Raw genomic sequence first — 25,281 nt, forward strand, 5'->3', positions numbered from 1 at the left:
AGCGTTTCCGGAAACGGTGAGTGCCATCCGGCAGGGCCGGACGACGGGGCGTGGCCCGCTATAATACGGGTTAACCCCTCCGGTGCAGCCCATGTCCCCGCAGCTTCCCGATACGGTCCCGGCGCTCGCCGTCGACAACCTGCGCAAAACCTACGGCAACGGCGTCGAGGCCCTGAAGGGCATCAGCCTCACCGTGCAGCCCGGCGACTTCTTCGCCCTGCTCGGCCCGAACGGCGCCGGCAAGTCCACCCTGATCGGCATCCTGTCCTCGCTGGTGAACTCCACCTCCGGCGACGCCCGGGTGTTCGGCGTATCGGTCAACAAGCAGCGCAGCGAGGCAATGAAGTTGATCGGCCTGGTGCCGCAGGAGATCAACTTCAACCAGTTCGAGAAGTCGTTCGACATTTGCGTGAACGAGGCGGGCTTCTACGGCATTCCGCGGAAGATCGCCGCCGAGCGCGCGGAGAAGTACCTGAAGGAGCTGCGCCTGTGGGACAAGGCGCACGACCAGGCGCGCATGCTTTCCGGCGGCATGAAGCGGCGCCTGATGATCGCCCGCGCGATGATGAACGAGCCCCGGTTGCTGATCCTCGACGAGCCTACCGCGGGTGTGGACATCGAGATCCGCCGCTCGATGTGGCAGTTCATCAGCGGTATCAACGCGGCCGGCACCACGGTGATTCTGACCACACACTATCTGGAGGAAGCCGAGTCGCTGTGCCGCAACATCGCGATCATCGACCACGGCCGCATCATCGAGAACACCAGCATGAAGCGCCTGCTGGCGACGCTGGACGTGGAGACCTTCGTGCTCGACGTGGCCGCCATCCCGGCCGCGCTGCCAAGCATCCCCCACGTCACCCTGCGCCGCCGCGACGACCACACGCTGGAAGCCGAGATGGCCCGCTCGCACGACCTCAACTCGCTGTTCGCCACGCTGTCCGCGCACGGCATCACGGTGACCTCGATGCGCAACAAGACCAACCGGCTGGAGGAACTGTTCGTGCGGCTGGTGGAGAGCGGCCGGCACGCGCCGGATCGGGAGCGCGCTGCATGAGCCGCAACGCCGCCGCCAACCTGGTTGCCCTGAACACCATCCTGCGCCGCGAAATCGTGCGCATCATGCGCATCTGGACGCAGACGCTGATCCCGCCGGCGATCACCATGACGCTGTACTTCGTGATCTTCGGCAAGCTGATCGGCAGCCGCATCGGCAGCGTCGAGGGCGGCTTCAGCTACATGCAGTACATCGTGCCCGGGCTGGTGATGATGAGCATCATCACCAACAGCTACGGCAACATCTCCAGCTCGTTCTTCGGCGCCAAGTTCAGCCGCGCGGTGGAGGAGATGCTGGTGTCGCCGATGCCGAACTGGGTGATCCTGACCGGCTATGTCGCCGGCGCGGTGGTGCGCGGCCTGGTGGTCGGCGTACTGGTGCTGCTGATCGCACTGTTCTTCACCGACCTGCACGTGATGCACCCGCTGATCACCTTCACCTCGGTGCTGCTGGGCGCCACCATCTTCTCCCTGGCCGGCTTCGTCAACGCGGTGTACGCGAAGAAATTCGACGACATCGCGCTGGTTCCCACCTTCATCCTCACTCCGCTGACCTACCTCGGCGGCGTGTTCTACTCGATCAACATGCTGGGCGAACCGTGGCAGGCGATCTCGCGCGCCAACCCGATCCTGTACATGGTTAACGCATTCCGCTACGGCGTGCTCGGCATCAGCGATGTGCACGTGGGCTGGGCCTTCGTGGTGATGCTGGGCTTCGTGGCGGTGCTCAGCGTGTTCGCGCTGCAGCTGCTCAAGCGCGGCGTGGGGCTGAGGTCTTGAAGGCCCGGATTCGGGATTCGGGATTGGGGATTCGCAGAAGCCACAAGCCCGCGGGAATGCGCCTTGCCGAATCCCCAATCCCGAATCCCGAATCCCGGTTCTAATCCCATGCGCGTCAACAAGTACATCAGCGAAGCCGGCCTGTGCTCGCGTCGCGAGGCGGACGAGTGGCTGGCGGCCGGGCGCGTGACCATCAATGGCGAAGTGGTCTCGACCGGGGCCAAGGCGCTGGAAGGCGACGAGGTGCGGGTGGACGGCGAAGTCGTCAAGGCGCGCATCCTGGCCGCCACGCCGGCGGCGAAGAAGGCGGTCTACATCGCACTGAACAAGCCGGTGGGCGTCACCTGCACCACCGACCAGGCGGTGGCCGGCAACATCGTGGACTTCGTCGACCACCCGCAGCGGATCTTCCCGATCGGCCGGCTGGACAAGGATTCCGAGGGGCTGATCCTGCTCACCAGCAACGGCGACATCGTCAACGAGATCCTGCGCGCCGAGAACCACCACGAGAAGGAGTACCTGGTGGCGGTGAACAAGGCGGTGACCGACGAGTTTCTCGCCGGCATGGCGAAAGGCGTGCGCATCCATGGCCAGATGACCCGGCCCTGCCGCACCCGCCGCATCGCGAAGTTCGGTTTCTCGATCGTGCTGACCCAGGGCCTGAACCGGCAGATCCGGCTGATGGCGGCCGCGTTCGGCTATCGCGTCACGCAGCTGCGCCGCGTGCGTATCGACAACGTGAAGCTGGGCCATCTCAAGCCCGGCCAGTGGCGCAACCTCACCGAGGCGGAGCTGAAGGGCCTGCTGCCCGGCCGCATGCAGTGGTGACCCCCACATGCACTCGTATGAGCCCGCTGGCGGGCGATGCTTTGAAGTCCGGGATTCGGGATTCGGGATTCGGGATTCGAAAAAGCGAAAGCATCGCCCGCGAGCGGGCTCCCCAACACAAGGTCGTGCCTGTCGCTCACGCTGCCGGCAAAGTCTGCAGATCCCAGCGCGGGCGCACCTGCACGGTTTCGTCCTGATGCTGGCCGCCGGCCAGGCGGATCGCGCCGGCGAGCGCGATCATCGCGCCGTTGTCGGTGCAGAAGTCCAGCCGCGGGAAGTACACCCGGAAACCATCCTTTTCGCCAGCCTTGGCCAGCTCGCTGCGCAGGTGGCGGTTCGCACCCACGCCGCCAGCGATCACCAGCCGCTGCGCGCTGGTGGCCGCAAGCGCGCGGCGGCACTTGATGACCAGCGTGTCGACGATCGCTTCCTCGAACGCGCGGGCGATGTCGGCGCGGGTCTGCTCGGACTGGTCAGACTGCTGCCAGGCCAGCAACACCTGGGTCTTCAGCCCGGAGAAGCTGAAATCCAGCCCCGGCCGGTCGGTCATCGGGCGGGAAAAGCGGAACGCGCCGGCCGTGCCCTGCGTCGCCAGCTTCGCCAGCGCCGGACCGCCCGGATACGGCAGGCCCATCAGCTTGGCGGTCTTGTCGAAGGCCTCGCCGGCGGCGTCGTCCAGGGTGTCGCCCAGGATCGTGTAGCGACCAATGGCCTCGACCTCGACCAGCATCGAATGGCCGCCGGAAACCAGCAGGGCCACGAACGGCGGCTGCGGCGGATCGGCCTCCAGCAGCGGCGCCAGCAGGTGGCCTTCCATGTGGTGTACCCCGATCGCCGGCACGCCCAGCGCCCAGGCCAGCGCGCGCCCGGCCGAAGCGCCCACCAGCAGGGCGCCGACCAGGCCCGGGCCGGCGGTATAGGCCACCCCGCCCAGGTCGCGCACGCCCAGCCCGGCCTGGGCCAGCGCCTCGCGGATCAGCGGCAGCAGCTTGCGCACGTGGTCGCGGCTGGCCAGTTCCGGCACCACCCCGCCGTAGTCGGCGTGCAGCTTGATCTGGCTGTACAGGGTGTGGGCCAGCAGGCCGCGGCCGGGCGCGTCCGGCTCCCAGCGCAGCAGGGCCACGCCGGTCTCGTCGCAGGAGGTCTCGATACCCAGCACGGGCTTTGAAAATTTGCCTGTTTCCACGGTATACTTCGCGGCTCGCTCTACCCAATAACCCCGTCAGCGGGGCAGATTACCACTCGGAGTTTCCATGCCCAACGTAAAAGTTCGCGAGAACGAGCCGTTCGAGATCGCACTGCGTCGTTTCAAGCGTACCTGCGAAAAGGCCGGCGTGCTGGCTGAGACGCGCAAGCGCGAGTTCTACGAAAAGCCGACCCAGGAGCGCAAGCGCAAGCGTGCCGCCGCGGTGAAGCGCCACCTGCGCCGCCTGTCGCGCGACGTCTCGCGCAAGGTCCGCCTGTACTGAGTTTCCGCCCGCTCGCCCGTCGGCGAGCCGCCCGCGTCCTCACGCGGCACATGCAGGAAACACGGTTGGCGCGGCCAGTCGCAGCCACCGCAAGCACTCCGGATTCGACCTCGGCCGGTGTTGTCCCCAGGACAACGCCGGCCTTGTCGTTTCCGTAGAATCATTACATCCACCTTCCGAGGTTCCGCCCATGACGCTCAAGCAGCAGATCACCGAAGACATGAAGACCGCCATGCGCAGCGGCGACAAGCACCGGCTGGGCGTGATCCGGCTGATGCTGGCAGCGATCAAGCAGCGCGAGGTGGACGAGCGGATCGAGCTGGACGACACGCAGGTGCTCAGCGTGCTGGAGAAGATGCTGAAGCAGCGCAAGGATTCAGTCAGCCAGTACGCCGCCGCCGGCCGCGAGGACCTGGCCGACGTCGAGCGCGCCGAGATGGTGGTGATCGAGGGCTACCTGCCGGCCAAGCTCGGCGACGAGGAGATCGACGCGCTGATCACCGCCGCGATCGCCGCCACCGGCGCCAGCTCGCCGCGCGACATGGGCAAGGTGGTGGCCGCGGTGAAGGAGAAGGCCGCCGGTCGCGCCGACATGGGCGTGGTCTCAGGGCGGATCAAGGCGCGCCTGGCCGGCTGAGCGTGCCGGCCAGGAACAGCAGCCCCAGCAGCACCAGCACGCCGGTGATCACGGCCAGCGCAATACGTTGGCGGCGCCGGCGCAGCCGCTGCCAGTTCTCCATGTCGAGGAAATAGCGGCCCTCGCCCGGACAGCGCAGCACCGCCAGGCTCACCAGCCGATGCCAGGCCATGCCCGGCTTCAACCCTAGCAGCCCCGCCGTGCAGGCGGTCGCCGCCGTGGTCGCGGCCGCCCGCTCGAACGCGCGCACGATCGCGCGTTGCCTGAGCATCATCACTGCATTGATCAGCATGGTTCGTCACTCCGGGCGGGCCAGGAAGCTTGCCGTGCCGCCGGCGCACCGGCAAGCCGCCATGCATCGCATTCACGCCAGCTCCGCTACAACCGGGGCAACGGGCGACCCCACCGTGCCGCGGGCGCCGCCGCAGGAGAAGCGCATGCTGAAGTGGGCCATCATCTTCGCCATCGTCTCGCTGGTCGCCGGCTGGCTCGGCTTCGGCAGTCTCTCCGGCGCCACCGCCACCATCGCCAAGGTGTTGTTCGTGTGCTTCCTGATCCTGTTCCTGCTGGCCGTGCTGGCGGTGATCGGCGTGGTCAGCCTGGTCTAGCAACGCTTCGGATCGGCGGCGGGACGGGAACGGCCTGGAGACGGCAGCTCGCCGTCCTCCCTGCGACATTTCGCCCCAGGTCAGCGCAAGCCGCCCAAGCCTCGTCGGCGGCGACCGACTAGACTAGGCGGTCTATGCGCGGCCTGATCCCCGACAGCTTCATCGACGAACTGCTCGCCCGCGTCGACATCGTCGACGTGATCGAGCGGCGCGTGCCGCTGAAGAAGGCCGGGCGCGAATGGACCGCCTGCTGCCCGTTCCACAACGAGCGCACGCCCTCGTTCTACGTCAGCCCGGCCAAGCAGTTCTTCCATTGCTTCGGCTGCAGCGCGCACGGCAGCGCGGTGAAGTTCCTGATGGACTACGAGCGGCTGGAGTTTCCCGACGCCGTCGAGGAGCTGGCGCAGTCGGTGGGCCTGACGGTGCCGCGCGAGGGCGGCCGCGACGAACGCCCGCGCGAGGACAAGACCGACCTGTACGCGCTGCTCGATGCCGCCACGGCCTGGTACGAGGGCGAGCTGCCGCGCAGCGCCGAGGTCCAGGCGTATTGCAGGAAACGCGGCCTGGACGCGGAGACGATCAAACGCTTCCGCCTCGGCTGGGCGCCGGCCGGCTACGACGGCGTGATCAAGGCGCTGGGCAACACGCCGCGGCGGATGGAACTGCTCAACGAGGCAGGCATGGTCGCGTCGAGCGAGCGCGGCAGCAAGTACGACCGTTTCCGCGAGCGGCTGATGTTCCCGATCCTCGACCGCCGCGGCCGCGTGATCGCGTTCGGCGGTCGCATCATTTCCAGCGCGCCTCCTGCGCGCGAAGATCAAGAAGCAGGCATCCCCGCCCGCACTTCTCAACAAAACTCATCCCCCAAGTACCTCAACTCCCCCGAGACTCCGCTGTTCCACAAGGGCCGCGAGCTGTTCGCGCTGTGGCAGGTGAAGCAGGCCAACCCCAAGCTTGAGCGCATCGTGGTGGTGGAGGGCTACATGGACGTGATCGCGCTGCACCAGGCGGGCCTGCCGGTCGCGGTGGCCACGCTGGGCACGGCGACCACGCCGGAACACACCGAGGTGCTGTTCCGCGCCGCGCCCGACGTGGTGTTCTGTTTCGACGGTGACCGCGCCGGCCGCGCCGCGGCGTGGAAGGCGCTGGAAGCGGCGCTGCCGCGGCTGCGCGACGGGCGCCAGGCGTACTTCCTGTTCCTGCCCGACGGCGAGGACCCGGACACGCTGGTGCGCAAGGAAGGCAAGGAGGGTTTCGAAAAGCGCATCCGGGAAGCAATGCCGCTGTCGGACTATTTCTTCAACGAACTGGCGCGCGACGTCGACATGGCCAGCCTCGACGGCCGCGCCCGCCTCGCCGAGCGCGCCCGCCCGCTGATCGCCCGCCTGCCCGACGGCGCCTTCCGCGACCTGATGGCACAGGAGCTGGAGAAGCGCAGTGGCGCCCGCGCGGTACTGCAGGCCGACCCTGCCACACGTCGCGCCGTGCAGCGGCCCACCGCGGTGCAGCGCAGCCTGGTGCGCAGCGCGATCTCGCTGCTACTGGCGCAGCCGGGTATGGCCGACCAGGTGGAGCGGCCTTACCGCTTCCTGCGCCTGGACAAGCCCGGCGTGGCGCTGCTGGCCGAGCTGCTCGACCGCGCGCGCGCGCGGCCCGGCATCAACTCCGCCATGCTGGTGGAGCATTTCGCCGAGCGGCCGGAATACCCTTCGCTGCAGAAGCTGATGGCGGCGCTGGCGGTGGGCGAGCCCGAGGCGCAGCGCAGCGAGTTCTTCGACGCACTGGCGCGGATGGAAGACCAGGCTGCGACCCAGCGTCGCGACGCGCTCACCGCGAAGAGCCGCGAGAGTACGCTCGACCCCGCCGAGAAGGCCGAACTGCGCGAACTGCTGGCCGCCCGCGTGCGTCCGCCGGTGACCTCGGCCTGACCACGATGAGCTGCCACCAGTCCACCCTTGCCGCAGCGGCCGCCGGACTCCACCCGACTGTGGGATCATGCCCGGTTGCGGCCGGCCAGGGTCCGCACCGGGGGGCACAAGGACACTGATGGACCTGCTGCAGCAACTGGTGACGATCTTCGCCGAGAACGGCTACGTGGCCGTGTTCATCGCGCTGATGATCTGCGGCGCCGGCCTGCCGCTGCCGGAAGACGTCACCCTGGTCGCCGGCGGCGTGATCGCCGGGCTCGGCTACGCCAACGTGCATACGATGTTCGCGCTGGCGATGTCCGGCGTGCTGCTGGGCGACTGCGCCATCTTCCTGCTCGGCCACCACTACGGCGCGCGCATGCTGCAATGGCGCTTCGTGGCGCGCGTGCTGACCCCGGCGCGCTACGTCAAAGTGCAGGAGAAGTTCGACCAATACGGCAACCGGCTGCTGTTCCTGGCCCGCTTCCTGCCCGGCATGCGCACCACCGTCTACCTCACCGCCGGCACCACCCACCGGGTGTCGTTCCTGCGCTTCCTGCTGATCGACACCATGGCCGCGCTGATCAGCGTGCCGATCTGGGTCTACCTGGGCTACTTCGGCGCCGACAACCACGAGTGGCTGGTGAAATGGATCCACCGCGGCCAGAGCAGCCTGTGGGTGCTGGGGGGAATCCTGCTGCTGACCGTGCTGGTGCTGTGGTGGAGGCACCGGCGCCGCACGCGTTGCGGGCTGGATTGAGCTGGCCGCATGTCGCTGCGTCGCTTTCGTCCGGACAACTTCACCCTCACCCTGCTCGCCACCGTGCTGCTGGCCACGCTGCTGCCCTGCCGCGGTGGCACCGCACGGGTGCTCGACGGGATCACCGACGCGGCGATCGCACTGCTGTTTTTTCTGCACGGCGCCAAGCTGCCGCGCGCGGCGATCGTGCAGGGGCTGACCCACTGGCGGCTGCACCTGACCGTGTTCGCCAGCACCTTCGTGCTGTTTCCGCTGCTCGGGCTGGCGCTGCGACCGCTCGGCCACGCGCTGCTGACGCCGGAGCTGTATCTCGGCGTGCTGTTCGTCTGCACGCTGCCTTCCACGGTGCAGTCGTCGATCGCATTCACCTCGATCGCCGGCGGCAACGTCTCCGCTGCGGTGGTCAGCGCGTCGATGTCGAACCTGATCGGCATCGTGCTGACCCCGCTGCTGGTCGGCCTGCTGCTGGCCAGCCACGGCGGCGGCGCCTCATGGCGCGGCGTGCTGGACATCATGCTGCAACTGCTGTTGCCGTTTGCGCTCGGCCATGTCGCGCGGCGCCGGATCGGCGGCTGGGTCGACCGCCACCGGCCGCTGCTCGGCTACACCGATCAGGGCACGATCCTGCTGGTGGTCTACACCGCGTTCAGCGCCGCCGTGGTCGACGGCCTGTGGCGCGACACGCCGGTCTCCGCCCTGCTCGCCACCCTGGCGATGTGCGCGCTGCTGCTGGCGCTGGTGATGCCTACGCTGACCTGGGCCGCACGCCGGCTCGGCTTTTCGCGCGAAGACGAGATTGCCATCGTGTTCTGCGGCTCCAAGAAGAGCATGGCCAGCGGCATCCCGATGGCGAAGATCCTGTTCGCCGGCCAGCTCGGCGGCCTCGGCGCGCTGGTGCTGCCGCTGATGATCTTTCACCAGCTGCAACTGATCGTGTGCGCGGTGGTGGCGCGGCGCTACGCCACGCGGGCGGCGGCGACGGATGACACATTGGAAGCGGACTGACACCGGCGCCGCTCGCCCAGGCGTCAGGAGTCGCCCGGCGCGTAGTTGAAGCCGAAGGTGAGCCAGCGCCCGTCGCGGTCGTGGCCGGCGAGCAGGTCGAAGCTGAGACCGTGCGCAAACGAGCGCCGCAGCCCGGCCTGCGCCGCGCCACCGACGACACCGCGCGGCGTAGAGTTCGGCGAGGCCGCTCCAGTGCGCTGCCAGCGCGTACTGCATGCCCATGCCGCCGCTTGGTCGCGGTGGCCCGTCGCGCGCGGCGTTCCAGCCCAGGTTGACGTGCACGGCCCAGGACGGATCCAGCGGCAGGCTGACGACGAGGTTGGCCGTACCCGCCGCCAGGCGGTGATCGGAGCGGCGCCCGCTGCTGCCCAGCGAGACGGCGGCGCCCGGGGCGGCCTCGTCCATGTCGAGCATGGGTGCGCTTGAGGCCGGCGCTCAGCCACGGCCCCGACGGCGCCCCGGCGCTGGCGCTGCCGCCCAGGCTGTACTCCACCCCGCCCGGCCGCAGGCCGGCACGGCCGTAACCTCACCACCGCCGCGCAAGCGCAACCAGGATTCGAGCTGGCAGCGGCCATCCGGCACGGTGCCGGCGTCATCGACCAGCAGACTGGCTCCCGCCCGCGCCGCGCACGGCGACAGCAGCATGGCGGCCAGCACGAATGGCACCACCAGGTGGCGCATGGTCGCTGCTCCCGGCCATGGTCACAGCCAGCGCCCGTAGCGGCGGATGTACACCAGCTTCATCAGCTGGGTCAGCACGCCGTAGGTGAGCACGGTCAGCGCCACCCAGCCGAAGAACGCCGGCGGCAGCGGCACCATGCCGATCTTGGCGCCGAGCCCGATGAACGGGATGAACAGGCCGATCAGGATGATCGCGCTGGTCAGCGCCAGCACCGGGGCCGAGGCGATGCTCTGCAGGAACGGAATCCTGCGCGTGCGGATCATGTGCACGATCAGCGTCTGCGTGAGCAGGCTCTCGACGAACCAGCCGGACTGGAAGAACGACTGGTGCGCCACCGAGTTCGCGCCGAACACGTGCCACAGCAGCAGGAACGTGGTGATGTCGAAGATCGAGCTGACCGGGCCGATCCACACCATAAAGCGTCCGATGTCGCTGGCGTTCCACTTGCGCGGCTTGCGCAGGTACTCGTCGTCCATGCGGTCGAACGGGATCGACAGCTGCGAGATGTCGTAGAGCAGGTTCAGCACCAGGATCTGCAGCGGCAGCATCGGCAGGAACGGCAGGAACGCACTCGCCACCAGCACCGAAAACATGTTGCCGAAGTTCGAGCTGGCGGTCATCTTGATGTACTTGATGATGTTGCCGAAGGTGATGCGGCCCTCGATCACGCCCTCCTCCAGCACCATCAGGTTCTTTTCCAGCAGGATGATGTCGGCCGACTCCTTGGCGATGTCGGTGGCGGTATCCACCGAGATGCCCACGTCCGCCTCGCGCAGCGCCGGCGCGTCGTTGATGCCGTCGCCGAGGAAGCCCACCGTGTGACCCTGACGCTGCAACGACTTCACCACGCGCGCCTTCTGCAGCGGCGACATCTTGGCGAACACGGTGGTGCGCGCCACCAGCGCATCCAGCGCCGCGTCGTCCAGCGGCTCGATCTGCCGGCCCTGCGCCGAATGCTCCACGTCCAGCCCCACCTCGCGGCAGATCTTGCGCGTCACCGCCTCGTTGTCGCCGGTGATGACCTTCACCTGCACGCCATGGTGATGCAGCGCGGCGATTGCCGTGGCCGCCGAATCCTTCGGCGGATCGAGGAAGGCCAGGCAGCCCACCGCGGTCAGCCCACTCTCGTCGGCGACGCCGTACGGCCGCCCGGCCGGCGGCTGCTGCTTCACTGCCACCACCAGCACGCGCAGGCCGTCTTCGTTGAGCCCGTGCGTCATCTCCTTGATCTCGTCGCGCTGGGCGTCGGTCATCGGCACGACCTCGCCGCCGGTCCTCGCCCAGGCGCAGATCGACAGCATCTCCTCCACCGCGCCCTTGCACACGATCAAGTCGTGGCCGTCGCCGTTGCCGAGCACCACCGACATGCGCCGGCGCTGGAAGTCGAACGGGATCTCATCGACGATGCGGTAGTGCGCCGCGGCTGGCTCCAGGTCGCGATGCTCCAGTACCGCCTTGTCCATCAGATTCTTCAGGCCGGTCTGGAAACGGCTGTTGAGGTAGCCGTACTCCAGCGCCTCGTCGGATTCCTCGCCATGCAGGTCGAGATGCCGCTCCAGCACGATCTTGTCCAGCGTGAGCGTGCCGGTCTTGTCGGTGCACAGCACGTCCATCGCGCCGAAGTTCTGGATCGCGTTGAGCCGCTTCACCACCACCTTGCGGCCGGACATCGCCAGCGCGCCCTTGGCCAGGTTCGCGGTGACGATCAGCGGCAGCATTTCCGGGGTGAGTCCGACCGCCACCGACAGTGCGAACATGAACGCCTGCAGCCAGTCGTGCTTGTCGAAGCCGTTGATCAGGAACACCACCGGCACCATCACCGCCATGAAGCGGATCAGCAGCCAGCTGACGCTGTTCACGCCGCGGTCGAAGCTGGTCTGCACGCGCTGGCCCACGATGCTGTGCGCCAGCGAGCCGAGATAGCTGCGCGGGCCGGTCGCCACCACCACCGCGGTGGCGGTACCGCTGACCACGTTGGTGCCCATGTAGCAGATCGTCGGCAGGTCCAGCGGGCTGGCGTGGTCCGCCCCGGCCACGCCAGGCGCGTCCGGCGCCGCCTTCTCCACCGGCAGCGACTCGCCGGTGAGGATCGCCTGGCTGATGAACAGGTCCTTCGCGTGCAGCAGGCGCAGGTCGGCGGGCACCATGTCGCCGGCGGCCAGGTGCACGATGTCGCCGGCGACCAGTTCGCCTACCGGCACCTCGATGCGCTCGCTGTGGCCGTCGGAGGCACGCCGCGTCACCGTGACGGTGTTGCGGACCATCGCCTTCAGCTTCTCCGCCGCCTTCGAGGAGCGGAACTCCTGGGTGAAGCTCAGCAGTACGCTGATGCCCACCATCACCGCGATGATCGCCGGCCCGGTGAGGTCGCTGGAATCGGTGAACAGCTGCACCCCGGCCAGCGCCAGCAGCACGATGATGAACGGGTTCTTGAACGCGCGCAGCAGCTGCACCGACCAGTGCGGCGGCTTCTCGTGCGAGACCTCGTTGACGCCGTCGCGCCCCAGCCGCGCGGCGATCTGCCCCTCGTCGAGGCCGGCCGGCGTGGTGTCCAGCGCGGCAAGCAGCGCCTGGTTGTCGCGGAACGCCTCCTGCGCGGCCGCCACGTGCGCCGGTGCCGGCGCGCTCTTGCCCGGCGCCTTCGGGAGGGCGCCCTGGATGGATTGCTTGATCATGACCCGCTTCCGTGAACCCGCTGTTGCCTGCCACCGGTGCGAGTCCGCGGAATCAATCCGCCAGACGCGCCGGCATGGTTGCGCATGGCCGCGCACGCGGCCGCGATGGCTCCGCCGCTGGCGGAGGCCACCCCTTGCATGAGGTCGGGGCGACCATCAGCGACTGGATACCAGCGCGAGATGGCCGGACGATGGCAAGCGGACCTGTTGCGTCGACGCGGCGCGCTCGCCGGCGTCAGCACGGCGCGGCAGCTCGACCACGCTGCCGCCGGCGGGACGTTCCAGCGGGGCGGGCACGGTGATGGTGTAGGGCGCGCGCACGGTCTTGCGACGGTCGACCAGCAGCCGGCACAGTGTGCGCAACAGAGCGGAATCGCGAAGGAGCTTCATGGCCCATCTCCTCGTTACGGCGCCCACGGCGCCGCGGGAGGTGGGCCGGTCTTCCCTAGTCGAGGAAAGCGCCAGCCGACCGCGGGCGGTCGCCGCAGATCATCAGCTTGTTATGCAATGCCGGCACCCGATGCGAGCGGATGTCGACGTTGCGACTAGGGTAAACGTCCATATGCCTTGGTTAGTCAGGACAGGAAGCCAGCCAGCGCGAGCGCGCCGGAGGGCGCGCGTATTGTTGTATTGCAGCAGCGCATTGTCAATGCCCGCGACGACGAAAGTTCGCACGATCGCCGCTCAGCGCTTGTGAAGAAAACCACTTCCCGTGGTTTTCTTCAGTCGCGAGTCCGGTACACGCCCGGACTCGCTCACATGAAACAGTCACTCGCGTGACTGTTTCATGCCCGGCCATCGGGCAACCGCTCCTGCGTTGCCTCAACTCGGGCATCCATGCCCTCGCCATGCCCTCGCCGTGGCCGGTCTGAGCGGTTGAAAAAATCACAACCTCTCAGCCGATCGATACCGACGACGGGCCTGAAGGCATCAGCGGCGGCAGCAGCCAGTGGTCGACCAGCAGGAACGCGAACAGCGCCATCAGGTAGACGATGGAGTAGCTGAACACCCTCATCGCGTACAGCTCGTCCGGCGGATTCAGCAGACGCACCGCGTAATAGAGGAACGCCCCGCCCAGCACCGCGGCACCACCCAGGTAGACCAGCCCGCTCATCCCGGTCAGCGCCGGCAGCAGGGTCACCAGCACCAGCAGCACGGTGTAGAACAGGATGTGCCAGCGGGTGAACACCACGCCGTGGGTCACCGGCAGCATCGGCACCTGCGCGCGCGAGTAGTCGTCCCGGCGGAAGATCGCCAGCGCCCAGAAGTGCGGCGGCGTCCACACGAAGATGATCAGGCACAGCTGCAGCGCGTACGGGTGCAGCGCGCCGGTAACCGCGGTCCAGCCCAGCACCGGCGGGATCGCCCCGGCCAGGCCGCCGATCACGATGTTCTGCGGCGAGGCGCGCTTCAGGAACGCGGTGTAGATCACCGCGTAGCCGATCAGGCCGGCGAAAGTCAGCACCGCGGTCAACGTGTTGACCCACAGCACCAGCACCAGCATCGAGGCGATGCCCAGCACCAGCGCGAACACGAACACCTGGCGCGGATTGAGATGGCCGGTGGCCAGCGGCCGGTGCGCCGTGCGCACCATCACCTTGTCGATGCGCTGGTCGATCAGCTGGTTGAACGCGGCCGCCGAGGACGACGCCAGCCAGATGCCCAGCGTGCCGAACACCAGCACCCGCCACGGCGGCACCCCGGGCACGGCGAGGAACATGCCGATCACCGCGCAGAACACCAGCAGCGCGACGATGCGCGGCTTGGTCAGTTGCAGGTACTCATGGAAAACGCTCATCTTCACGCTCGCCCCAACGACAGGAACATCGACGCGTCATGCCGCCGCTGCGTGCGCGCCAGCGTGGCCAACAGGGTGAACAGCAGCAGGGCCGCTATCCCATTGTGTGCGGTCGCCACCGCCAGCGGCAGGCCGAAGTACACGTTGCTGATGCCCAGCAGCACTTGGGCCGCCAGCGCCAGCGCGATCGCCAAGCCCAGCGCGCGCAGGCCATGCCGCGCCGTGCGAACCGCCAGCCAGCCGAGGTAGCAGAACACCACCAGCGCGCCCAGCCGGTGCGCGATCTGGATCGCGCTGCGCGCGGCCATGTCGAGCACGCCACCCTCGTAGTTCACGCCGATGCCGCGCCACAACACGAAGCCCTCGCGGAAATCGGCGGGCGGCGCCCACTGGCCGAGGCACTCGGGGAACGAGCCCGGGCCGTAGCCGCAGGCCAGCGCGGCGTAATTCGCCGAGGTCCAGCCGCCCAGCGCGATCTGGCACAGCAGCAGCACGATGCCGACGGCCACCAGCCGGCGCAGGTCGGCAAGGCCATCGCCCGCTGCCGCCACGCCGGCGAAACGCAGCGCGGCGTAGGCCAGCAGCGCGAACGTGGCCATGCCGCCGAGCAGGTGGCCCATCACCACGATGGGCTTGAGCAGCAAGGTCACCGTCCACATGCCGAGCATCGCCTGGAAGATGATCACCGCCAGCGCCAGCACGCAGATCTTCCAGGCGCCGGGCCGCGGCAGGCGGATCGCGGCGATCAGCGGCAGCGCGATCGCGCAGGCCGCCAGTAGCGACGACCACAGGTGTTCGCCGCGCATGTACAGGCCCACGCCGAACGCGGCGAATACGGCGCCGGCGAGTACCGCCAGCAGCGCATCGCGACGCCGCCAGCTCGCCAGCAACGCCAGCAGCAGCACCAGCACGCCGAGCGTGCCGGCGAGGAAGCGGTGCACCTGCTCGCGCCAGGCTTTGTGCGCTTCGTACGGGCGATCCGGGAACGCCACGTCGGCATGCGCCACCGCCTGCGCATGCTGCGGCCAGGTCACCTGGCCGTAGCAGGTCGGCCAGTCCGGGCAGGACAGGCCGGCATTGGACAGCCGCACGAAGGCGCCAAACATCACCAGTCCAAACGCGAACACTGCCGCGAACAGTGCCAGCCAGCGCAACCAACGCAGCGAGCGCGACGACATCACTTGATCACCTTCTGCAGGTCCTTGCGCAAGCCGCTCGGATCGAAGCCGGCGCGATACAGCGACAACGCGGTGCCGTTGGATTCCACCAGCAGCGCGCTCACGCTGTCCGGCACGTCGGGCCGGAACCCGGCCAGCTTGCCGTCGATGTCGGTGCCGAGCTGCCAGTAGTTGCGCATCCCGTCGCGCGCGTCATCCACAGGCGGCGTGCCCAGGTAGAGCAGGCGCAGGCGCGACTGGTTGCGGTTCAGCGTGACTCGCGCGGCGGCCATGCTGGTCAGCGTGGCCAGGCAGCGCGCGGCGCACTCGGGGCCAGCCAGCGCCACCAGAGTCAGCCGCGGCTGGGTGTCGCGCCAGGCGTAGGCCTGGCCATCCGCCAGCCGCACGCGCAGCTGTTCGTCGACAAAGTTGCGTTGCGGCAGGATCGGCTCGCCGTTGCCCCTGGTGCCAGGCTGCCAGCCGCTCCAGCTGAGCAAGCCGGCGACGATCATCGGCACGACGAACGCCAGCACGATCAGCAGCAGGAAGAGTCGACTCTTGCGCACGTTGGCGGGGTCAGCGGCTTTCATCGGTTCTCATCGACCTTGGTGGAATCGGAGCGGCGCGGCTTGCGCTTGCGATGCACGACCAGCAGGATCACCACCGCGGCCAGCGCGAAGGTGAACCACTGGAACGCGTAGGCACGATGCCGCGCCGGCGGCATCGAGGAAAAATCGAGGTTGCGCTCGCGCTCGTAGATCGCCGCCAGGTCAGGGTCCAGCGCCAGCACCCTCGGATACAGCGGCCGTCCGAGATCGGCGGCGACCTGCGCGGGGTCCAGGAAGATCGAGCTCTTCGGCCACTGCGTCTGCCGCGCCAGCGCATTGCCGCCCATCTCGAAGCCAACCGGCGGCGGCGGCACGTACAGCCCCTGCAGGCTCACCCTGCCGATCGGCAATGGGGGCACCTGGGGCGGCTTGTCGCTACCGTTGCCGGGCAGGAAACCGAGATCGACCAGCAGCAACGGCGCGTGGCCATCCAGTACCAGCGGCGCGTACACCTGCACACCGCCGCGGCGGTCATGCTTCGGGTTGTCCAGCAGGTACACGCGGTCGGCCAGGTAATGGCCATCGACCCTGACCCGCGGGAAGCCGTCCGCCGGCGGCGCCTCGGCCACCCCGGCAAAGTCCTGCAGCGGCGCCGCCGCGGCCGCGGCATACCGTCGCAGAAGGTCTTCCTTGAAGTCGGCGCGATGCAGCTGCCAGACGCCAAGACGCACGAACAGCAACGCTCCGGCCACGGTCAGCAGCAGCGCCCACCACGAAGGACGGCGGAATCCGCTCACGCCGGGCGCCTGCCGGTGGCCGCTATACTCGCCATGTCGAACTTGACGGGATCAATCACGTGGAAGCCATCTATAAAATTGCGCTGGTAGTGGTGCTGCTGGTGGTGATCTTCAGCCTCGGTCAGGCGCTGTACTTCATGATGACCGACAAGGACGACGACCGCCGCACGGTATGGGCGCTGACCCGCCGCATCGGCCTGTCGCTGGTGTTCATCGCCATGGTCGCGTTCGGCATCTGGATGGGCTGGCTGCACCCGCACGACGTGGGCCAATGATTGTAGCCGCCACGACCGCGGCCATTTCCCGCCAAACGAAAAGCCCGCTATCCGGCGGGCTTTTTTCATGCCCGAACCCGATCCGGAGCAATGCTCCTATGAAGAATCCCGCCATGGATGGCCGGTTTTGATCTTGCCTTTCGCGACACGACGTCGCGTGAAAGCAAGAACCGGCCATGACGAGGGCATGGCGAGGGCATGGATGCCCGAGTTGAGGCAACGCAGGAGTAGCTGCCCGATGGCCGGTTCTTGATTCGCTCTCCGCAGCAAGATCTCGCGTCGCTCTTCTGAAAAGTCCGGCCACGGATGGCCGGTTTCTTGATCTTTGCCTTTCGCGACAGGACGTCGCGTGAAGTCAGAGGATATAAACGAACATGAACAGGCCGAGCCAGACCACGTCGACAAAGTGCCAGTACCACGCCACCGCCTCGAAGCCGAAGTGATGGTCCTTGTCGAAATGCCCCTTCAGTACGCGCAGCCAGATCACCGCCAGCATGATCGTGCCCAGTGTCACGTGCAGGCCGTGGAAGCCGGTGAGCATGAAGAAGGTCGAACCGTAGACGCCGCTGTGCAGGGTCAGGTTCAATTCCTTGTACGCCTCCATGTACTCGTGCGCCTGGAAGTACAGGAAGGTGGCGCCCAGCAGCACGGTCAGCCCCAGGAACAGCAGGATCTTGCCGCGATGGCCGGCGCGCAGCGCGTGGTGCGCGATCGTCACGGTGACGCTGGAGGTGAGCAGGATCACCGTGTTGAGCAGCGGCAGGCCCCACGCCGGCACGGTGCGGAACGCGCCGCCGGCCTGTTCCGGGCCGTTGCCGCCATTGGCGCCCCACGCGGCCGTGTAGTCGCTCCACAGGAATTCGTGGGTCAGCACGCCGTGGCCGTGACCGCCGAGCCACGGCACCGAGAACATGCGGATGTAGAACAGCGCGCCGAAGAATGCGCCGAAGAACATCACCTCGGAGAAGATGAACCACATCATGCCCATGCGGAATGAGGTATCCACCTGGTGGTTGTAGCTGCCGGCCAGCGACTCGTTGATCACCGAGCGGAACCAGCCGAAGAACATGGCCAGCATGCCGATCACGCCGATGGTCAGCACGGACTTGCCGAAACCGCTCTCGCCGGGCTCCGCGCCCAGCCAGTGCGCAGCTCCGAACACGGTGGTGAACATGACCACTGCGGCCACGAACGGCCAGTAGCTCTTGGTCGGAACGAAGTAAGCGTCGTGTTGCTGACCCATGGTGTAACCCCGTGGATTTCTCTTGATGACTTTGCCCCGTCGCAGCGACCGGGGAACTGCACGCCGGCCGCCGAACCGCGCCGGTTGAAGGACACCTGTAACGCGTGGACCGCTATTTCATCAGCAGAATCTGCAGGAACGTCGACAGGTAGACCGCCAGCGCGACCACGGCAAGTATCGTGACCGTGCGCCGCACGCCGCGGCGGGATTTCCCGTCCGGCTGGGCCGTTGCCGTATGAATCGTCTGCTGCGCCATCTCTGCTTGCTCCCGAGGAGCATGCCGGCCACGGCCGGCATGACGGTCAATCGTTGACGTGGCCGTGAGCCAGTTCATCGTCGTTGATCACCGGCGGCACCTCGAAGGTGTGGTGCGGCGCCGGCGACGGGATGGTCCACTCCAGGCCCTTGGCCCCTTCCCATACGCGATCGGTGGCCTTCTTCTTCGAGAAGAACGCGCAGTGGATCAGCACGCCCACGAAGATCAGCTGGGTGGCGCCGAACAGGAAGCCGCCGATCGAGCTGATCATGTTGAAGTTGGCGAACGCCACGTTGTAGTCGGGGATGCGGCGCGGCATGCCGGCCAGGCCCAGGAAGTGCTGCGGGAAGAACAGCACGTTGACCCAGATCACGCTGTTCCAGAAGTGCACCTTGCCCCAGAACTCGTTGTACATGTTGCCGGTCCACTTCGGCATCCAGTAGTACGCAGCGCCGATGATCGCGAACAGTGCGCCGGTGACCAGCACGTAGTGGAAATGCGCCACGATGAAGTAGGTGTCGTGATACTGGAAGTCGGCCGGCACCAACGCCATCATCAGGCCGGAGAAGCCGCCGATGGTGAACAGGATGATGAAGGCGATGGCGAACAGCATCGGCGTCTCGAAGGTCATCGAGCCGCCCCACATGGTGGCCACCCAGTTGAACACCTTCACGCCGGTCGGCACCGAGATCAGCATGGTGGCGTACATGAAGAAGACTTCGGCGCCCAGTGGCAGGCCCACCGCGAACATGTGGTGCGCCCACACGATGAACGACAGGAAGGCGATGCAGGCGATCGCGAACACCATCGCCTTGTAGCCGAAGATCGGCTTGCGCGCGAAGGTCGGCACGATCTCCGAGATGATCCCGAACGCCGGCAGGATCATGATGTACACCTCGGGATGGCCGAAGAACCAGAAGATGTGCTGGTACAGCACCGGGTCACCGCCGCCGCCCGGGTTGAAGAAGTTGGTGCCGAAGTACTTGTCGGTCAGCAGCATGGTCACCGCGCCGGCCAGCGCCGGCATAACCGCGATCAGCAGGAAGGCGGTGATCAGCCAGCTCCACACGAACACCGGCATCTTCATCAGGTCCATGCCGGGCGCGCGCATGTTGAGGATGGTGGCGATGATGTTGATCGCGCCCATGATCGAGCTGATGCCCATCAGGTGGATGGCGAACACCGCGTAGGCCAGCGAGCCGCTCTGCAGCGACAGCGGCGGGTACATGGTCCAGCCGCCGGCCGGGCCGCCGCCGGGCAGGAACAGCGTGGACAGCAGCAGCACGAACGCGAACGGCAGGATCCAGAACGACAGGTTGTTCATGCGCGGCAGCGCCATGTCCGGCGCGCCCACCATCAACGGGATCATCCAGTTACCGAGGCCGACGAAGGCCGGCATGATCGCGCCGAAGATCATCACCAGCGCGTGCATCGCCGTCATTTCGTTGAAGAAGTACGGCTGCATCAGCTGCATGCCGGGCTTGAACAGCTCGGCACGGATCAGCATGGCGAAGCTGCCGCCGATGAACAGCATGGTCAACGAGAAAATCAGATACAGCGTGCCGATGTCCTTGTGGTTGGTGGACATGCACCAGCGCTGGAAGAAACCTTTCGGCGCGCCGTGGTGATCGTCGTGCTGATCATGGGTGGCTGCGTAGGACATGGCCTTGCACCTCTAACCTTGATATGGAATGCGACTGCAAAAAAACCGTAGCGGCAAGCGGCCTCAGCCCTGCTTGCCGGCCGGCGGAGCGGCGACCTGGGCGGTTTGCGCCGCCGCAGCGGGCGCCGCCGACGACGCCTCCTGCTCGGCCAGCCACTTGGCGAAATCGGCCTTCGACTTCACCACCACCACGATCGGCATGAAGCCGTGGTCCTGGCCGCACAGTTCGGCGCACTGGCCGCGATAGGTGCCCGGCGTGGTGAAGTTGGCCCACGCCGCATTGATGATCCCGGGGATCGCGTCGATCTTCCAGCCGGTCGCCGGCACCCACCAGGAGTGGATCACGTCGCCACTGGTGATCACGAAGCGGATCTTGGTGTCGACCGGCACCACCAGCGGCTTGTCGACGTCCAGCAGGTAGGTGTTCTCGTTGCCGACCTTGACCGCGAACGGGTCCATGCCCGAGCCGAGCTGGCGGGTCTGGTCGCTGCGCGTGTCCAGCCTGGACATGAAGCCGACCTTGTCGATCGACTTGCCCAGGTAGTCGACATAGTCGTAGCGCCACTTCCACTGGTAGCCGGTGACCTTGACGGTCATCTGCGAACCGGTGGTGTCGGCCCAGCTGGTCAGGCCGCTGGTGGCCAGGTAGGCCAGGGTGATCAGGATCAGCACCGGAATGGTGGTCCAGACCACCTCCACGGTGGTGTTGTGCGACCACTTCTCGGCCACCGCGCCGCGCGATTTGCGGAAGCGGAAGATGGCGATGAACATGGCGCTGAACACCAGCACGCCGATTACCGTGCACACGCCGAGCGCCACGTTGTTCAGGTGGTACGGCACCGGCGACCAGGTGCTCGCGCCGCGCTCCATGTTCAGCTGCCACGGACCGGGAGCGGCCAGCGCCGTGCTGCCGAACGATGCAAGGGCGAGGGCCGCCACTGCCGTGAATGATCGCCTGATGCCGCCAGATGTCATGTCTTGCACCTTAGAGTCTGTATTCATGATCCAAGTACGTCGCGTTGCCCTGCAGCGGCTGGCAGGTGGTGGTCCGTGGTGAAGCCCATGCTGGCTGCATGGGCAAGCCGCGAGCTGGCGCGTGACGGCCGCTGCAGGGCAACCCGCAGGGCCGGGTCCGTTTGCCCACGGAGCGGCGTCATCGCTCGGTCATGTATCGACATACATTCCCTCCCTCTTCCTTGCCCCGCGGGCAAACAGCTCCCGGCGCGGCGTACTTGGATAATCAACACAGACTCTTTTGAACCTACTTGCGTGGCTGCCCGTTGAAATCGGCCAGCAACACCATGAGCTTCTTCGACAGCGCGGCACGTTCCTGTTCCGCCAGGAAAGCGCCGATCTCCAGCTCGCGTCCATGTGACGACAACAGCAACCGCTGACGACTGCCGCCTGGCTCCAGCAGCACGCGCACCCAGTACGACGGGAAACGCGTGCGGCGCCGACCCGGCAGCGATTGCACCTCCAGCGACTCTGCGTCGAGGGTGATGCGCTCGCTACGGTCGCCAGCCCGCCAGGCCACACTCAAGGCGATGGCCATGGCAGCGGATTCCACCAAGGCAAACAGCGGAGCGAACACATTCCCCTGCCACGCCACCAGTCCAGCCGTCATCAGCACCAGCGCCGCCAGAACCACGATCAGCCGACGCAGACCGCGCCGGCTTAGCGTGCGGTTGGGCTTGAGCCACATCGTCACGCGGGGCAAGCCGGCGGTAGCTGGTCGAAGCACGATCATCGAGACCCGGCGTGCCTGGAACACAGGAATCATAGGCCGCGACAACGCAACGGGCAACAATGTCGCACCTGCTTGACCTGGATCAAGGAATGATGTTGCGCGACAGAGCTCCCCCTGCGCGACGCCCCGACTCCCGCGGATTGCACGGCACGCGTACAATTCCGGGCTCCCTCCACATCCGCACATCCCAGCGACAAGCCCGTGACCCAAGCCATTCTCCGCCCCGAACTTCCCCCCGACGGCGCGCCCGCGCGCGCGCGGATCACCGCCGCCTGGCTGCGCGACGAGACCGAAGCGGTCAACGACCTGCTCGCCCAGGCCACCCTGCCGCCGGCCGAGCGCGAGCAGGTGATCGACGTCGCCGCCGGCCTGGTCACGCGCGTGCGGGCACGCGCGAAGGACCAGAGCGCAGTGGAATCCTTCATGCGCCAGTACGACCTGTCCTCCGAGGAGGGCGTGCTGCTGATGTGCGTGGCCGAGGCGTTGCTGCGCATCCCCGACAAGGCCACCGCCGACAAGCTGATCCGCGACAAGCTCGGCGAGGCGGACTGGAAGAAGCACCTGGGCCAGAGCGAGTCGCTGTTCGTCAACGCCTCCACCTGGGGCCTGATGCTCACCGGCCACCTGGTGCAACTGGCCGAGGACACCCGCCGCGACTTCACCGGCGCGCTGAAGCGCCTCGCCGGTCGCGCCGGCGAGCCGGCGATCCGGCTGGCGGTGCGCCAGGCGATGCGCATCATGGGCCACCAGTTCGTGATGGGCCGCAGCATCGACGAGGCGCTGGACCGCTGCGCCAAGAAGGAATACGCGGTGTACCGCTATTCCTATGACATGCTGGGCGAGTCGGCGCTCACTGCGGAAACCGCCGAGCGCTACCAGGAAGACTACCGCCGCGCGATCGCCCGCATCGGCGCGCGCGGCCCGTTCGCCAACCACACCGACGCGCCGTCGATCTCGGTCAAGCTGTCCGCGCTGCACCCGCGCTACGAGGTGGCCAGGCGCGAAGACGCACGGCGCATGCTCACCGCGAAACTGCTGGAGCTGTCGCAGCTGGCGATGAAACAAGGCATCGCGCTGTCGGTGGATGCCGAGGAAGCCGACCGGCTGGAACTCTCGCTGGACATCATCGGCGACGTCTTCGCGCACCCCTCGCTGGCCGGCTGGAACGGCCTCGGCATCGTGGTGCAGGCGTACTCCAAGCGCACCCCGTTCGTGATCGACTGGCTGGTCGAAACCGCGCGTGCCACCGGCCGCCGCTGGTACGTACGGCTGGTCAAGGGCGCCTACTGGGACGCCGAGATCAAGCGCGCGCAGGAACAGGGGCTCCCGGGCTATCCGCTGTACACGCGCAAGCCGAACACCGATGTCTCCTACCTCGCCTGCGCGCGCAAGCTGTTCGACGCCGGCAGCGAGCTGATCTACCCGCAGTTCGCCACCCACAACGCGCACTCGATCGCCGCCGTGCACCACATTGCGCGCGGCCGACCGTTCGAGTTCCAGCGCCTGCACGGCATGGGCACCGACCTCTACGCCGAGGTGATCGGCGCGAACAAGCTCAACGTGCCGTGCCGCGTCTACGCGCCGGTGGGCACGCACGAGGACCTGCTGCCCTACCTGGTGCGCCGCCTGCTCGAGAACGGCGCCAACACCAGCTTCGTCAACCGCGTGGTGGACGAGACGCTGCCGGTGCGCGAGCTGGTGGCCGATCCCTGCGAGACGGTGCGCCACTTCGCGTCCATTCCCCACCCGCGCATTCCCTTGCCGGTCAACCTCTTTGGCGAACTGCGGAAGAATTCCATGGGCATCAACTTCTCCAACGACAACGAACTGAAGGCCCTCGCCGAGGCCGTCAACGCGAAGAGCGGCCCGTGGCACGCCGCACCACTGGTCCCCGGCGGCAAGGGCAACGGCCCGACCGTCACGGTGACCAACCCCGCCGATCGCCGCCAGACCGTGGGCAGCTACGTCAGCGCCGATGCCGCGCTGGTCGACCGGGCGCTGGCCAACGCCGTCGCCGCCCAGCCCGACTGGGACCGCTTGCCCGCCGCCAGTCGCGCCGCGATCCTCGAACACGCGGCGGAACAGCTCGAAGCGCGCCGCGCCGAGTTCATCGCGCTGTGCGTGCGCGAAGCCGGCAAGAGCCTGCCCGACGCGATCGCCGAAGTTCGCGAGGCCGCCGACTTCCTGCGCTACTACGCGACGATGTCGCGCCGCCTGTTCGGCCAGCCCGAGCAGTTGCCCGGCCCCACCGGCGAGAGCAATCAATTGTTCCTCAACGGCCGCGGCGTGTTCGTCTGCATCAGCCCGTGGAACTTCCCGCTGGCGATCTTCCTGGGCCAGATCAGCGCCGCGCTCGCCGCCGGCAACAGCGTGATCGCCAAGCCCGCCGAGCAGACCAGCCTGATCGGCTATGCCGCAGTGAAGCTGCTGCACGAGGCCGGCGTGCCCGAGGCCATACTGCAATATCTGCCCGGCGACGGCGCCACCGTGGGCGCCGCGCTGACGAAAGACCCGCGCGTGGCCGGCGTGGCCTTCACCGGCTCCACCGAAACCGCCTGGGCGATCAACCGCGCACTGGCCGCGCGCAATGCACCGATCGCCGCGCTGATCGCCGAGACTGGCGGCCAGAACGCGATGATCGCCGACTCCTCCGCGCTGCCCGAGCAGATCGTCAAGGACGTGATCGCCTCCGCGTTCCAGTCCGCCGGCCAGCGCTGCTCGGCTGCGCGCGTGCTGTTCGTGCAGGAGGACATCGCCGACAAGGTGACCAGCATGCTCGCCGGCGCGATGGCCGAGCTGAAGGTGGGCGACCCCGGCCAGCTGTCCACCGACGTCGGTCCGGTGATCGACGAGGATGCGAAGCAGATCCTGGTCGACCACGCCGCACGCATGGACAAGGAAGCCAAGCTGATCGCCGAGGCGACGCTCGACGCCGAGGTCGCCGCCCACGGCACCTTCTTCGCGCCGCGCGCCTACGAGATCCCCGTGCTGTCCACGCTCACCCGCGAGGTGTTCGGCCCGGTGCTGCACGTGCTGCGCTGGAAGGGCAGCGAGCTGAAGCAGGTGGTCGAGCAGATCAACGCCACCGGCTACGGCCTCACCCTGGGCGTGCACAGCCGCATCGACGACACCGTGGAATACATCCGCAGCCACGCCCGCGTCGGCAACTGCTACGTCAACCGCAACCAGATCGGCGCGGTGGTCGGCGTGCAGCCGTTCGGCGGCGAAAGCCTCTCCGGCACCGGCCCCAAGGCCGGCGGTCCGCACTACCTGCTGCGCTTCGCCGGCGAGCGCACGCTCACCATCAACACCACCGCCGCCGGCGGCAACGCGTCGTTGCTGACTATCGGGGAGTAGGGAATAGAGAATCGGGAATAGCAGAGCCAGGCT

The 25,281-nt window shown here is 67.5% G+C and carries 25 protein-coding genes; 11 read left to right on the forward strand and 14 right to left on the reverse strand.

The genetic code is table 11. The features are described from left to right. The first annotated feature begins 91 nt into the window (after nt 1-91). The 3 genes from AC3WTD_RS07400 to AC3WTD_RS07410 all read left to right on the forward strand — a co-directional run bounded on the left by AC3WTD_RS07400 (nt 92) and on the right by AC3WTD_RS07410 (nt 2,664). Nucleotides 92-1,057, forward strand: a complete 966-nt coding sequence (locus tag AC3WTD_RS07400; RefSeq protein ID WP_027493478.1) for an ABC transporter ATP-binding protein — start codon at nt 92-94, stop codon at nt 1,055-1,057. Next, nucleotides 1,054-1,836 (forward strand): ABC transporter permease, encoded by a 783-nt coding sequence (locus AC3WTD_RS07405; RefSeq protein ID WP_235642455.1) that lies wholly within the window; start codon nt 1,054-1,056, stop codon nt 1,834-1,836. Before AC3WTD_RS07400 ends, AC3WTD_RS07405 begins: the two co-directional genes overlap by 4 nt. A 108-nt stretch (nt 1,837-1,944) precedes the next feature. Beyond that, a complete protein-coding gene (locus AC3WTD_RS07410) occupies nt 1,945-2,664 on the forward strand; it encodes a pseudouridine synthase (protein WP_492613399.1) in 720 nt (239 codons plus the stop codon). Between the two features lie 136 nt (nt 2,665-2,800). On the opposite strand, the gene tsaD is transcribed toward AC3WTD_RS07410, so the two are convergent. Next, entirely contained in the window at nt 2,801-3,850 is a 1,050-nt protein-coding gene (tsaD, locus tag AC3WTD_RS07415) for a tRNA (adenosine(37)-N6)-threonylcarbamoyltransferase complex transferase subunit TsaD (RefSeq protein WP_492613400.1), read from the reverse strand. A gap of 67 nt (nt 3,851-3,917) precedes the next feature. Between tsaD and rpsU the strand changes: the two genes are divergently transcribed. Together rpsU and AC3WTD_RS07425 are read left to right on the forward strand one after the other, a co-directional pair. Further along, nucleotides 3,918-4,133, forward strand: coding sequence for a 30S ribosomal protein S21 (gene rpsU / locus AC3WTD_RS07420; RefSeq protein WP_007081639.1), 216 nt, complete (start codon nt 3,918-3,920; stop codon nt 4,131-4,133). Nucleotides 4,134-4,323: 190 nt separating this feature from the next. Further along, on the forward strand, nt 4,324-4,770 hold the full coding sequence (locus tag AC3WTD_RS07425; RefSeq protein WP_027493475.1) for a GatB/YqeY domain-containing protein: 447 nt from the start codon (nt 4,324-4,326) through the stop codon (nt 4,768-4,770). Here the strand turns inward: AC3WTD_RS07425 and AC3WTD_RS07430 are convergent. Continuing rightward, complete coding sequence (locus AC3WTD_RS07430) at nt 4,748-5,062, reverse strand: hypothetical protein (protein WP_027493474.1); 315 nt, start codon at nt 5,060-5,062, stop codon at nt 4,748-4,750. The genes AC3WTD_RS07425 and AC3WTD_RS07430 overlap by 23 nt on opposite strands. Before the next feature lie 145 nt (nt 5,063-5,207). On the opposite strand from AC3WTD_RS07430, the gene AC3WTD_RS07435 reads away from it, so the two are divergent. The 4 genes from AC3WTD_RS07435 (at nt 5,208) to AC3WTD_RS07450 (ending at nt 9,050) form a co-directional block, all read left to right on the forward strand. Further along, nucleotides 5,208-5,378 (forward strand): DUF1328 domain-containing protein, encoded by a 171-nt coding sequence (locus AC3WTD_RS07435; RefSeq protein ID WP_027493473.1) that lies wholly within the window; start codon nt 5,208-5,210, stop codon nt 5,376-5,378. 134 nt (nt 5,379-5,512) lie between these two features. Then, entirely contained in the window at nt 5,513-7,306 is a 1,794-nt protein-coding gene (dnaG, locus tag AC3WTD_RS07440; RefSeq protein ID WP_492613401.1) for a DNA primase, read from the forward strand. Between the two features lie 118 nt (nt 7,307-7,424). Continuing rightward, a complete protein-coding gene (locus AC3WTD_RS07445) occupies nt 7,425-8,045 on the forward strand; it encodes a DedA family protein (protein ID WP_027493471.1) in 621 nt (206 codons plus the stop codon). A 9-nt stretch (nt 8,046-8,054) separates the two neighbouring features. Continuing rightward, nucleotides 8,055-9,050, forward strand: coding sequence for a bile acid:sodium symporter family protein (locus tag AC3WTD_RS07450; protein ID WP_492613402.1), 996 nt, complete (start codon nt 8,055-8,057; stop codon nt 9,048-9,050). A gap of 435 nt (nt 9,051-9,485) precedes the next feature. Here the strand turns inward: AC3WTD_RS07450 and AC3WTD_RS07455 are convergent, their stop codons facing one another. The 7 genes from AC3WTD_RS07455 to AC3WTD_RS07485 all read right to left on the reverse strand — a co-directional run bounded on the left by AC3WTD_RS07455 (nt 9,486) and on the right by AC3WTD_RS07485 (nt 16,707). After that, nucleotides 9,486-9,731: a PA4824 family protein gene (locus AC3WTD_RS07455; protein ID WP_492613403.1), complete on the reverse strand. Its 246-nt coding sequence runs from the start codon at nt 9,729-9,731 to the stop codon at nt 9,486-9,488. Between the two features lie 21 nt (nt 9,732-9,752). Beyond that, a complete protein-coding gene (mgtA, locus tag AC3WTD_RS07460) occupies nt 9,753-12,407 on the reverse strand; it encodes a magnesium-translocating P-type ATPase (RefSeq protein WP_027493468.1) in 2,655 nt (884 codons plus the stop codon). 156 nt (nt 12,408-12,563) lie between these two features. Further along, nucleotides 12,564-12,797, reverse strand: coding sequence for a hypothetical protein (locus AC3WTD_RS07465; protein WP_027493467.1), 234 nt, complete (start codon nt 12,795-12,797; stop codon nt 12,564-12,566). Nucleotides 12,798-13,302: 505 nt separating this feature from the next. Further along, complete coding sequence (gene cyoE / locus AC3WTD_RS07470) at nt 13,303-14,205, reverse strand: heme o synthase (protein WP_027493466.1); 903 nt, start codon at nt 14,203-14,205, stop codon at nt 13,303-13,305. A 2-nt stretch (nt 14,206-14,207) separates the two neighbouring features. Then, entirely contained in the window at nt 14,208-15,383 is a 1,176-nt protein-coding gene (locus AC3WTD_RS07475; protein ID WP_492613404.1) for a COX15/CtaA family protein, read from the reverse strand. Continuing rightward, on the reverse strand, nt 15,383-15,952 hold the full coding sequence (locus AC3WTD_RS07480; protein WP_492613405.1) for a redox-active disulfide-containing membrane protein: 570 nt from the start codon (nt 15,950-15,952) through the stop codon (nt 15,383-15,385). Before AC3WTD_RS07480 ends, AC3WTD_RS07475 begins: the two co-directional genes overlap by 1 nt. Further along, nucleotides 15,949-16,707, reverse strand: a complete 759-nt coding sequence (locus AC3WTD_RS07485; RefSeq protein ID WP_027493463.1) for an SURF1 family protein — start codon at nt 16,705-16,707, stop codon at nt 15,949-15,951. Before AC3WTD_RS07485 ends, AC3WTD_RS07480 begins: the two co-directional genes overlap by 4 nt. A gap of 59 nt (nt 16,708-16,766) precedes the next feature. On the opposite strand from AC3WTD_RS07485, the gene AC3WTD_RS07490 reads away from it, so the two are divergent. Then, nucleotides 16,767-16,982 (forward strand): twin transmembrane helix small protein, encoded by a 216-nt coding sequence (locus AC3WTD_RS07490; protein ID WP_492613406.1) that lies wholly within the window; start codon nt 16,767-16,769, stop codon nt 16,980-16,982. 355 nt (nt 16,983-17,337) lie between these two features. Here AC3WTD_RS07490 and AC3WTD_RS07495 read toward each other — a convergent pair whose 3' ends face one another. The 5 genes from AC3WTD_RS07495 to AC3WTD_RS07515 all read right to left on the reverse strand — a co-directional run bounded on the left by AC3WTD_RS07495 (nt 17,338) and on the right by AC3WTD_RS07515 (nt 21,846). Continuing rightward, nucleotides 17,338-18,225, reverse strand: a complete 888-nt coding sequence (locus AC3WTD_RS07495) for a cytochrome c oxidase subunit 3 (RefSeq protein WP_027493462.1) — start codon at nt 18,223-18,225, stop codon at nt 17,338-17,340. Nucleotides 18,226-18,337: 112 nt separating this feature from the next. Continuing rightward, nucleotides 18,338-18,481 carry a hypothetical protein gene (locus AC3WTD_RS07500; protein WP_185754682.1) on the reverse strand — a complete coding sequence of 48 codons (144 nt, stop codon included), beginning with the start codon at nt 18,479-18,481 and terminating at the stop codon, nt 18,338-18,340. Between the two features lie 46 nt (nt 18,482-18,527). Then, nucleotides 18,528-20,144 (reverse strand): cytochrome c oxidase subunit I, encoded by a 1,617-nt coding sequence (ctaD, locus tag AC3WTD_RS07505; protein WP_008436673.1) that lies wholly within the window; start codon nt 20,142-20,144, stop codon nt 18,528-18,530. A 63-nt stretch (nt 20,145-20,207) separates the two neighbouring features. Beyond that, a complete protein-coding gene (gene coxB, locus AC3WTD_RS07510; RefSeq protein WP_492613407.1) occupies nt 20,208-21,119 on the reverse strand; it encodes a cytochrome c oxidase subunit II in 912 nt (303 codons plus the stop codon). 286 nt (nt 21,120-21,405) lie between these two features. Beyond that, nucleotides 21,406-21,846, reverse strand: coding sequence for a DUF2244 domain-containing protein (locus tag AC3WTD_RS07515; RefSeq protein WP_027493460.1), 441 nt, complete (start codon nt 21,844-21,846; stop codon nt 21,406-21,408). Between the two features lie 246 nt (nt 21,847-22,092). Here AC3WTD_RS07515 and putA point away from each other — a divergent pair, with 246 nt between their 5' ends. Beyond that, the gene (putA, locus tag AC3WTD_RS07520; protein WP_027493459.1) at nt 22,093-25,248 is read left to right on the forward strand and encodes a bifunctional proline dehydrogenase/L-glutamate gamma-semialdehyde dehydrogenase PutA; all 3,156 of its coding nucleotides are present in this window, start codon (nt 22,093-22,095) and stop codon (nt 25,246-25,248) included. The last annotated feature ends 33 nt before the right edge of the window (nt 25,249-25,281 follow it).

It is taken from the genome of Rhodanobacter sp. FW106-PBR-R2A-1-15, assembly GCF_058789735.1.

Excerpts from the sequence above, each read along its gene's own strand:
- AC3WTD_RS07410 (WP_492613399.1), top strand. The coding sequence starts at position 1,945 with ATGCGCGTCAACAAGTACATCAGCGAAGCCGGCCTGTGCTCGCGTCGC.
- AC3WTD_RS07465 (WP_027493467.1), bottom strand. The coding sequence starts at position 12,797 with ATGAAGCTCCTTCGCGATTCCGCTCTGTTGCGCACACTGTGCCGGCTG.
- AC3WTD_RS07400 (WP_027493478.1), top strand. The coding sequence starts at position 92 with ATGTCCCCGCAGCTTCCCGATACGGTCCCGGCGCTCGCCGTCGACAAC.
- AC3WTD_RS07425 (WP_027493475.1), top strand. The coding sequence starts at position 4,324 with ATGACGCTCAAGCAGCAGATCACCGAAGACATGAAGACCGCCATGCGC.
- coxB (WP_492613407.1), bottom strand. The coding sequence starts at position 21,119 with ATGACATCTGGCGGCATCAGGCGATCATTCACGGCAGTGGCGGCCCTC.
- AC3WTD_RS07495 (WP_027493462.1), bottom strand. The coding sequence starts at position 18,225 with ATGGGTCAGCAACACGACGCTTACTTCGTTCCGACCAAGAGCTACTGG.
- ctaD (WP_008436673.1), bottom strand. The coding sequence starts at position 20,144 with ATGTCCTACGCAGCCACCCATGATCAGCACGACGATCACCACGGCGCG.
- AC3WTD_RS07430 (WP_027493474.1), bottom strand. The coding sequence starts at position 5,062 with ATGCTGATCAATGCAGTGATGATGCTCAGGCAACGCGCGATCGTGCGC.
- AC3WTD_RS07445 (WP_027493471.1), top strand. The coding sequence starts at position 7,425 with ATGGACCTGCTGCAGCAACTGGTGACGATCTTCGCCGAGAACGGCTAC.
- AC3WTD_RS07455 (WP_492613403.1), bottom strand. The coding sequence starts at position 9,731 with ATGCGCCACCTGGTGGTGCCATTCGTGCTGGCCGCCATGCTGCTGTCG.
- cyoE (WP_027493466.1), bottom strand. The coding sequence starts at position 14,205 with ATGAGCGTTTTCCATGAGTACCTGCAACTGACCAAGCCGCGCATCGTC.
- AC3WTD_RS07515 (WP_027493460.1), bottom strand. The coding sequence starts at position 21,846 with ATGTGGCTCAAGCCCAACCGCACGCTAAGCCGGCGCGGTCTGCGTCGG.
- AC3WTD_RS07480 (WP_492613405.1), bottom strand. The coding sequence starts at position 15,952 with ATGAAAGCCGCTGACCCCGCCAACGTGCGCAAGAGTCGACTCTTCCTG.
- AC3WTD_RS07475 (WP_492613404.1), bottom strand. The coding sequence starts at position 15,383 with ATGTCGTCGCGCTCGCTGCGTTGGTTGCGCTGGCTGGCACTGTTCGCG.
- mgtA (WP_027493468.1), bottom strand. The coding sequence starts at position 12,407 with ATGATCAAGCAATCCATCCAGGGCGCCCTCCCGAAGGCGCCGGGCAAG.
- AC3WTD_RS07450 (WP_492613402.1), top strand. The coding sequence starts at position 8,055 with ATGTCGCTGCGTCGCTTTCGTCCGGACAACTTCACCCTCACCCTGCTC.
- AC3WTD_RS07405 (WP_235642455.1), top strand. The coding sequence starts at position 1,054 with ATGAGCCGCAACGCCGCCGCCAACCTGGTTGCCCTGAACACCATCCTG.
- AC3WTD_RS07435 (WP_027493473.1), top strand. The coding sequence starts at position 5,208 with ATGCTGAAGTGGGCCATCATCTTCGCCATCGTCTCGCTGGTCGCCGGC.
- dnaG (WP_492613401.1), top strand. The coding sequence starts at position 5,513 with ATGCGCGGCCTGATCCCCGACAGCTTCATCGACGAACTGCTCGCCCGC.
- AC3WTD_RS07500 (WP_185754682.1), bottom strand. The coding sequence starts at position 18,481 with ATGGCGCAGCAGACGATTCATACGGCAACGGCCCAGCCGGACGGGAAA.
- rpsU (WP_007081639.1), top strand. The coding sequence starts at position 3,918 with ATGCCCAACGTAAAAGTTCGCGAGAACGAGCCGTTCGAGATCGCACTG.